6 protein-coding genes are annotated in these 7,578 nt (G+C 70.7%); all 6 read right to left on the reverse strand.

Annotated elements, in window-relative coordinates; genetic code table 11:
* Positions 1-1,317, reverse strand: a 1,317-nt coding sequence (locus IRZ18_07255) for an AAA family ATPase (GenBank protein ID MBX5476898.1), incomplete at its 3' end; no start/stop codon positions are given.
* A gap of 7 nt (positions 1,318-1,324) precedes the next feature.
* Positions 1,325-2,632: a DNA repair exonuclease gene (locus tag IRZ18_07260; GenBank protein ID MBX5476899.1), complete on the reverse strand. Its 1,308-nt coding sequence runs from the start codon at positions 2,630-2,632 to the stop codon at positions 1,325-1,327.
* Between the two features lie 64 nt (positions 2,633-2,696).
* A complete protein-coding gene (locus IRZ18_07265) occupies positions 2,697-3,230 on the reverse strand; it encodes a hypothetical protein (GenBank protein MBX5476900.1) in 534 nt (177 codons plus the stop codon).
* A 7-nt stretch (positions 3,231-3,237) separates the two neighbouring features.
* A complete protein-coding gene (locus IRZ18_07270; protein ID MBX5476901.1) occupies positions 3,238-4,512 on the reverse strand; it encodes an MFS transporter in 1,275 nt (424 codons plus the stop codon).
* Between the two features lie 218 nt (positions 4,513-4,730).
* Positions 4,731-5,987, reverse strand: a complete 1,257-nt coding sequence (locus tag IRZ18_07275) for an MFS transporter (protein ID MBX5476902.1) — start codon at positions 5,985-5,987, stop codon at positions 4,731-4,733.
* A gap of 2 nt (positions 5,988-5,989) precedes the next feature.
* Positions 5,990-7,522, reverse strand: coding sequence for an amidase (locus tag IRZ18_07280; GenBank protein ID MBX5476903.1), 1,533 nt, complete (start codon positions 7,520-7,522; stop codon positions 5,990-5,992).
* Positions 7,523-7,578: the final 56 nt, after the last annotated feature.

Consider the following 7,578-nt stretch of genomic DNA (forward strand, 5'->3'; position numbering starts at 1 on the left):
GGGGGGCGTTTTTGTTTTTAACTCCCGGCCCGCCGCGCCGGGGGCGGGGGCGGCCTCCGCCGCTCCGCCCGCCGTCGCCGCCGCCTCCATCGCCTCCAGCCGCAGCTGGAGCGCCCGCACCTCCTGCTCCCGCGCGCGCCGCTCCTCCGCCGCCCGCTCCGCGCGCCGAACGCGCTCCGCCAGCTCCGCCAGCGACAGCCGCTCCAGAGCTTCTGCCGCCTCGTCCGTCCACGGCCCGGCCAGCACCTCGGCCGCCGCGTGCCGCAGCCGCGCGTCCTCCGCGCGCTCGCGCGCCTCCAGCTCCGACAACCGTTCGCGGTCGGACGCGATGGACTGCGCGCGCTGCAGGACGGCGCGCAGTTCCGCCTCGTGCTGAAGCACGGCGGCGTCCGCCTCGGAAAGCCGTTCGCGCGCGGCGGCTGCCTGCTCGCGCTCCCGGATCGCGGCGATGCGCGCGTCCAGGGCCCGCAGCGCTGCGTCGAGGTCGCGCAGCCGTTCCGCCGGCTCCGCGGGCAACCCCTCGAGCCGGGCGGGATCGCCGGCGCGGGCGCGTCGCCGGTCGAGCTCGTCGAGCTGCTCCGCCGCCTCCTGCAGGCGTTGCAGGCGTTCCCGCCGGGCGGACGTCTCCCGCAGGCGCCGCTCCAGCTCGGCGCGCGCGGACGCGAGCCGCGCGAGCTCCGCCTCGGCCTCGTGACGGCGGTCGTCCGCGCGGCGCGCCGCGGCCAGCCGGTCCTCAAGGTGGCGGATTTCCTCGGCGAGCTCGGCCGCCCGCGGCTTCCCGCGCCGGTCGGGGCGCCACAGGGACGCCGCCTCGTCCTCCAGTTCCCTCGACACCGCGCTGGGCCTCCGCAGTCCCGTCGCGTCGCCGCCACCCAGCAGCAGATCCTCCAGCGCCTGCCAAACGTTCTCCTCGAACATGCGGAGGTCCGCCACGCCGAGCGTGAAGACGCTCTGGTACACCTCGCGCCGCAGCGCGCCAACCCACGGCAGCGGCCGGTTCGCGAGGTTCTGCTCCGGCCCGGCGTCCTCGGCCAGCGTGCCGCGGATCGTCGACATCATCCGCCGCGCCACGACCGCCCGCGGCCCGCCGTCCAAGCGCAGCTCGGCCTGCAGCTCCAAGCGGTCCCGGTCCCACGGGAGGTACGGGTGGCGCTCCCGGCTGGCCGGCTGGAAGCCGAAGAGCAGCGTCGTGACGATGTCCCGCAGCGTGCTCTTGCCGGCCTCGTTGGGGCCGAGGACGACGGTCACGTCCCCGAGCTCCGCTTCCCAGTCCGCGAGACCACCGTACGCGCCGACGCGCAGGCGTTCGATCCTCATGCGGGGCTCATCCGTTCCCGGCCGCGAAGCGCGCGGCCATCTCCTGGTCCAATCCCTGCAAAAGCTCTCGAAGGTACGCGCGGCGACGCTCCAGCGCCTCCTGCGGCGGCAGGGCGGCGAGCACCTCGGCCGGCAGGCCCGCCAGCTGCGCAGGCGCCAGCTGGTCGAGGATCTCGTCATCCGCCGCAGCCGCCCGCCACAGCGCGAGGGCCTCTGCGAGCGGGCTCGGGCCGCGCCGCTCCAACGCCTCGACGTCGACCGGCCGCACGAGGCCCTCCGGACGCAGTTCGACGGCGCGCACGCCGAGCGCGCGGGCGAGGTCGTCCTCCAGGCGGGCGGCGCTGTCGGGATCGGCGAGGTCGCGCGCCAAGTCGGGCGCCAGCGGGCACGGCCCCGCCGGCACCACGCGCACGATGCAGTCGGGCCCGAGGGCACCCGCGTCCGCGTCCGGCGTGTGGAGGCGCCGGACCAGCTCGGCCTTGAACGCCTCAAGGTGGTCGACCGCCTCGAGGCCGTCGACGCGCCATGTCTCCCAGCGCAGCGGCCCGAGCCGGACGAAGCGGACCCGCGCCGCGGCCGCTTCGCCTTCCCCGTCGATCTCGACGAGCAGCGCGCCCTTCTCGCCCGTCTCCTTCGGGTTGCGCCCCTGCGGGTTGCCGGGGTACCACACGGCCGGCCGCGCGGCGACCTGCTGCCGCTTGTGGATGTGGCCGAGCGCCCAGTACGCGTACCCCTTGCCGGCGAAGTCCGCGACGGCGCAGGGCGCATAGCGGTCGTGGTCCGCGGCCTCGGCGGCCTGAACCCAGGCGTGGACCAGCGCCACGTGCGGGACGGACGCATCGTCCCCGGCGACATGCGGCAGCGCCGCGACGAGGTTCGTCGCCTCTCGTGCCGTCTCGTGGCCGATGCCGGTCACGCGTCCGATCAGCCGCCCTTCGGCGTCCGCGACGTCGACGGTGACGGGGCGCCGCCCCGCGATGAGGTGGAAGCCGCGCGGCCACGGCACGCGCCGCACCCGGGAGCCGGGGCCGCCGGGATCGTGGTTGCCCGTGACGTGGATCACGGCCATGCGCGCCTCGGACAGGCGCGCGAGTTCCTCACCCAGGAAGCGCTCCGTGTCCAGGGAGAGGTTGTCGCCGTCGAACAGGTCCCCGGCGATGAGGACGGCGTGAACGCGCTCCGCCAGCGCCAAGTCCACGGCGCGCGTGATGGCTTCGCGCCCGGCCGCGCGCAACTCCCGCCGAAGCTCCGGCGCGCGTGCGGCGAAGGGCGCGTCGAGGTGGACATCAGCCAGGTGAAGGAAGCGGAAGGTCATGGTTCTGCGATTTCGCGGCCGGCGCAGCCGGCACCTGCCCCCGTCGTGCTTCCGTCAAACGCCCTTAATCTGAGCAGTAGGTTTTGTAAAAGGCCAGCAAAGCGTCCCTATCGTAGCGCGGCAAATTTGCCTCGCTGCTCAGCCAATGGCCCGCATCCAGATTGTCTTTCACTTCCCGACAGATCTGCGGGGATACGTTGCGCGCGATGTCCCGTCTCATGGAGATAATCAGATTCTTCACCCGATCGTCGGTGCAAGTCGATACATCAGTATCGAGAGGAATGTCCATTCGTACACTGCCCGATTCCGTATCAGCGAAGTAATGAATTGTGCCACGCCATCCTAATGCCATGTCGAAATACCGCCCATCCGCTCCCGGCTCTGCACCAATGTCGGCGCCATGACCCGCACCGTTGACTGGAACAACCAACCCTGCACAGCTTGGCTTTTGAAGCTTGGGGCTTTCCGGAGATCCCAAGTCGCTCGTCTGCTCCGATGAGGCATGATTCGAGCCAACGACTTTCGGCGGCACCGAGCCGCAACTCGACATGAAAAGGGCAAACGCTAGAACCATAACAACCATGGCCATCGACTTCATGACTTCGTCACACTTCCCGTCCTCCGGCCCTTGCGACCCGGATATGGGGATTGAGCCACGCCATGGCGGCGGGGATCAACCCCCAAACGCCTGCGATCACGACCGCGGCGCCCGGGCCCACGGCGTCGCCAAGCCAACCGCTGGCCAGCGCGCCGAGCGGACCCATGATGGAGGCAGCCGCGCCAAGGAATCCGAAGGCTCGACCGAGGTACTCGCTCGGGATCAGGGTTTGGATGAGCGCGCCAACCGGGATGCTCGCCACACTCGTGGACAACGTCATCAACAGCGCCAGGACGATGGTCAGCGGTACCCAGGTCGACAAACCGATGCCGACCGTGGCGAGACTGACCACGGTCAGACTGCTGGCGAACAGGCGCCCTGTCCCAATCCGCCTGTTGATCCACCCTGAAACCGCCGCTCCCGCCATGGAGCCGATGACGAACGCCGCTTCAAGGAAGCCGAAGACACGGGCGTCACGGTGCAACTGCTTTGTGACCAGAGACGGAAACAAGGCACCGATGGCGACGGCGTTGATCAATAGAACGATGATCATCAGCCACAAGACCGTTTTCTGCTGGGTGATCACGGACCAGCCGCCAAAGAGATCTCGGTAGAACCGGAGCCACGGATTCGTTCGGGGTTCATCCCGTCGTTCAGCTCTCGGCAGGCTCACTTTCATCAGCGACAGAGCCCCCGCCGAGACCAGAAAGGAAACGGCATCGGCGAGGAACGCGAAGACCACGCCGAGCGCGGCGACCGCGAAGCCGCCAACCGCCTTGCCCAGGAGATACACGCCCTGGTAGGTCGTTTGCGCGATCCCGCTCGCCGTCACAAGTTCGTCCTTCAACACGACGGCAGGCATCATCGCGCTGCTGGCATGATTGAAAAACACGCTTGCAGCTTGCCGCAGGAACACACACAAAAATGCGAGCATGGGCGTCAAACTCGACTGCCATGCAAGAAACGCGATTGCGCTGACGACGAAAAAACGCGCGACATCTGCCGCGATCATCGTCCGGCGCCGGTTCCAGCGGTCGACCAGAGTGCCCGCGACGAGGCTCACTGCAACGCTGGCGATTCTCTCCGTCACGACGACGCCGGATGCCTGCAATGTGGATCCGGTATTGGAGTAGATGATCCAAATGAGCGCCAATTCAAAAAAGGCATCCCCGAGTGTCGACACGCCAAAGGCTGCTGTGAGCAACCGGAAGTTGCGATTCCGGAGCAGGTTCACATACGTGGGCGCGATTCGGGCTGTCGCCATCGAGTGGGCGGGTTCCACGGGATCACGCTGCCCTCCATTTCATCCGCATCAGACATGGGTTCATCGGACCAGCTGAACCACAGGGCACCGTGTTCTTCATATGCGGAGGAGATTCGAAGAAGACTTGAAGGCAGAATACGAGACCGTTGTGAGAAAGAGGACACTTCAAGGCTAATGGTTTACCACCTGAACCCGGCCGTCAAGCCTTGGGGGAGTCCACGTGGCGACGGATCCCCCTACGCCTCCCCTACCCGCGGCAGCCGTCCCGTCCGCGTCGCCCAGAGCGCCAGCGCCGCAGCGACCAGGAAGAAGCCGCCGCTCAGTACGATCGCCCACGACCAGCCGAGGAGGTCGCCGGCGAACCCGCCCGCGAACGTGGCCACCATGCTGCCGAGCGACGTCACCGTGTTCAGGAGCCCGAAGGCTTGTCCGCGATGGCCTTCCGGCGCCGCGCGGGCGACGAGCAGGTTCACGGAGACCGTCGCCCAGGCCAGCGCCACGCCGAACGCGAGCCGCGCCGCGGCGAGGCCGGCGATGGGCGCGAACGCCTGCGGGAGCATCAGGACGCCGGCCGCCGCGAGCGACGCCGCGAGCACGGCGGGGTACGACCAGCGTCGCGCGAGGCGGGCGGTGAACGGCGAGCCGAACACCTGTGCAACCCCCGCCAGGGAGAACAGCACGCCGACCGCCACCACCGACGCGCGGCCCGCCCGGCTGGCGATGAGGAGCGGCAGCACAGGCGCCGCCATCATCACGCCGAGCTGCATGAGAAAGAGGATGCTGTACGCGGCCCGCAGCGAGCCGCCCTGGAGCAGCGCGCGGAGGTCGGTCACGAGCGCCCGGACACCGCGGGAGGGTACGACCTGAACGCGCTCGCCGACGAACAGGAACGCGAGCGTGGCGCCGAGGAGTAGCCCGGCGGCCGAAAGCTTGAACGCGCCGCGAAACCCCACGAGGTGCGCGATGACGCCCCCGAAGAGCGGCCCGAGCACGCCGCCGACGGCGCCGCCGGTCTGCAGCGCGCCCAGCGCGCGACCGAGTTCCGGGGTGGGGGTGTTGCTCGCGACGAGCGCCGTCGACGCCGGGATGAAGCCCGACATCATGCCGAAGAGCACGCGCAGGACGGCCAGCTGCAGGGGCGACTGGGCGTACCCCATCAGAAAGTAGATGACGGCCAGGCTGAATCCGGACCGCAGGAGCATGGCCCGCTGGCCGAAGCGGTCCGCGAGGGAGCCCCAGACCGGCGACATGACGGCCGTGCCGAGGAACGCGCCCGCCAGCACGACCCCGCTCCAGAGGCTCGGGTCCCCGCGCAGGCCCAGCTGCACGAGATACAGCGGCAGAAAGGGCATGACCAGCGAAAAGCTGGCTGAAACGATCAGCGATCCGAACCAGAGCACGTAGAGGTTCTGCTGCCAGGGGGCGAGCCCGGGCGCCCGCAACCGGGCGGGCAATTCCCGGACGCTCCCGTGCGACGACGCTTCTTCGTCCAACGCTAGCCCTCGATTCGTGGAAGTCGGACCGGGTGGTCGCGCTCCCAGGCGGCCGCGGCGCTCAGGAGACGCGCCTCCTCCCACCACGGCGCGACGAGCTGCAACCCGACGGGCAGGCCGGCCGCGCCCAGGCCGGCGCAGACCGTGAGCGCGGGGGTGCCGACGAGGTTGAACGGCCCGGTGTTGCTGAGCAGCAGGCGGCGCAGCTCGTTGTCGCGCGCCTCGTCGTAGCCGTCCTCCTTCAGGTACGACCCGATCCTCGGCGCCGTGGTGCGCGTCGCCGGCAACGCCAACAGATGGTACCGTCCGAAGGCCGCGCGCGCCTCCTCGATCAGGCGGGCGCGCCCCTGCCGGGCGAGCTCGAAATCCCTGAGCGATGTGGCCTCGCCGGCGCGCAAGCGCGCCGCGACGTCCGGGCCGAAGCCCTCCGGGCGGCGGCGCCAATCGTGGCGGAGGTGCGCGAACGCTTCGTACCGGGCGATGACGCCCTGATGCACCATGGCGTCGGCGAGGAAGGGCGCCCGCATGTCCTCCACCACCGCGCCCTGGTCGCGGAACCAGGCGATCGCTTCTTCGATCCGGTCGGCGAGGTCGTCGTTGAGGTCGTTCCAGAAGGGCTCCCGGGGCACGCCGACGCGCAGGCCGGCCAGGGAACCGGCCGGCGACTCGGCCGCGGCGAGGATCGAGGCCGCCCAACCACCCGGCGGGGCGGGCGGCGCGGCGCTGTCCTCTCCCCCGCTGGCGGCGGCGTCGCCTGCACCCGCGCCGGTGCGGCGGCCGTCGTCCGCCGCGAGCGCCGCCAGCCCCCAGGCCGCGTCCGCCGTCGTGCGGGCCAGCACGCCCGGACAGTCGAGCGACGCGGCGAGCGGCACGAGCCCGCCGGCCGGGATGGCGCCGTTGGTGGGCTTGATGCCGACGAGCCCGCACAGCGCAGCCGGGATGCGGACGGATCCGCCGGTGTCGCTGCCCAGAGCCAGGATGCCGATGCCCGCCGCCAGCGCCGCGGCCGCGCCGCCGCTGGAGCCGCCGGGCGACCGCCGCGGGTCCCAGGGGTTGCGAGCCGGTCCGAAGTGCGGGTTTTCCGTGGTGGCGCCCCAGGCGAACTCGTGCAGGTTCGTCTTGCCGAGGAAGATCGCGCCCGCGCGGCGCCAGCGCGCCACGGCCTCCGCGTCTGCCGCGGCCCGATGGCCCCGGCGCAGCGGCGAGCCGGCCGTCGTGCGGACGCCCGCCACGTCGAAGTTGTCCTTGATCGTCACGGGCACGCCGAGCAGCGGCGCATCCCGGTACGCCTCCTCGCCGCCTTCGGCCAGGCGCCGCTCGGCTTCGCGCGCCTGCTCCAGGGCGAGGTCGGCCGTGACCGTGATGAAGGCGTTCAACTCGGGTTCGAAGGCATCGATCCGGTCCAGGAGCGATTCCACATACGCTGTGGGCGTCAACCGGCCGGCCAGGTAGGCGGCACGCAGCTCCGTCACGGTGAAGTCGAACGGATCGTCGGGATCGCGCGGACGCGCGGGGCGCACGTGCGAACCGGCCACAGGATCGCCTCCACCCATTGTCTTATCGTCAGATTACCGGATTCCGCGGCCCCCGG

Source organism: Clostridia bacterium, from assembly GCA_019683875.1.
Taxonomy (GTDB): Bacteria; Bacillota; Sulfobacillia; order RBS10-35; family Bu92; genus Bu92.

What these genes read in the sequence shown, in the direction of transcription:
- IRZ18_07260 (MBX5476899.1), bottom strand. Translation starts at nt 2,632, where the DNA reads ATGACCTTCCGCTTCCTTCACCTGGCTGATGTCCACCTCGACGCGCCC.
- IRZ18_07265 (MBX5476900.1), bottom strand. Translation starts at nt 3,230, where the DNA reads ATGAAGTCGATGGCCATGGTTGTTATGGTTCTAGCGTTTGCCCTTTTC.